The following is a 1,027-nucleotide window of genomic DNA, read 5'->3' as shown; positions in this document are numbered from 1 at the left end:
GGGGGAAACGTGGTCCCATCTCGTCGACGTTCTTACCGATCAACGGATTCGTACCGAAGAAGTTGATGTGATCCGTGATCAACATCAAATCTCCTGGTTCGAATGCTTCGTTACACGCACCGGCTGCGTTCGTGACGATCAGTGTCTCGACGCCGATCGCTTTCATGACGCGTACTGGGAACGTCACCATATCCATTGAGTATCCTTCATAGAAGTGGAATCGTCCTTGCATCGCAACGACTTGTTTCCCTTCAAGTGTTCCGAAGACGAGTTGTCCGGCGTGTCCTTCAACCGTTGAGACCGGGAAGTTCGGGATTTCATGGTATGGAATTGCGATCGGGTTTTCGATCTCATCAGCGAGGACACCCAGTCCTGAACCGAGAATCAATCCGATTTCCGGTTTCGCCTGCATCTTGCTTTCTAAAAACGAACGTGTTTCATTCCAGTTGACTGTCATCTGAATCGCTCCCTCGAATTATAGTTCTGTTAAAAAGCTTGTTCCGTGTGCCGGCATTTTGACACCGAAGTTTTCAGCAACCGTTGCCCCAAGATCAGCGAACGTCTCACGGATACCGAGCGGTTTTGCGACACTGTTTTTGTGATAAGCAAGCAATGGTACGTATTCTCGCGTGTGGTCAGTCCCAGCATGAACCGGATCGTTTCCGTGGTCAGCCGTGATGATCAAGAGATCGTCTTCGTTTAAGCGAGCAAACACTTCCGGAAGACGCGCATCGAACTCTTCGAGTGCTTGTCCGTAGCCTTGCGGATCACGACGGTGTCCGAACAACGCATCGAAATCGACAAGGTTTAAGAAGCAAAGTCCGTTGAAATCACGATCAAGTTGATTCACGAGCTGATCCATCCCGTCCATGTTCGACTTCGTCCGGATTGCATCCGTGACGCCTTCTCCATCGTAGATATCAGCAATCTTACCGAGCGAGATGACATCAAGTCCTGCCGTCTCGAGTTCGTTCATGACCGTCCGGTCGAATGGTTTAAGTGCATAGTCGTGACGGTTCGCTGTCCG

Annotated in this window: 2 protein-coding genes; both read right to left on the bottom strand. The window is 50.4% G+C overall.

Annotated features, from left to right (window positions below; translation table 11 throughout):
- The coding region (locus B2751_RS14905; RefSeq protein WP_414655219.1) for a purine-nucleoside phosphorylase at positions 1–457 on the bottom strand (457 nt) is incomplete at its 3' end.
- An 18-nt stretch (positions 458–475) separates the two neighbouring features.
- The coding region (locus B2751_RS14900) for a phosphopentomutase (RefSeq protein WP_290775496.1) at positions 476–1,027 on the bottom strand (552 nt) is incomplete at its 5' end.

It is taken from the genome of Exiguobacterium sp. UBA6282 (assembly GCF_002440475.1).
In the GTDB taxonomy this organism is placed as follows: Bacteria; Bacillota; Bacilli; order Exiguobacteriales; family Exiguobacteriaceae; genus Exiguobacterium_A.
The sequence above is the reverse complement of the archived record's forward strand: the minus strand, read 5'-3'. Positions and strand labels throughout refer to the sequence as shown.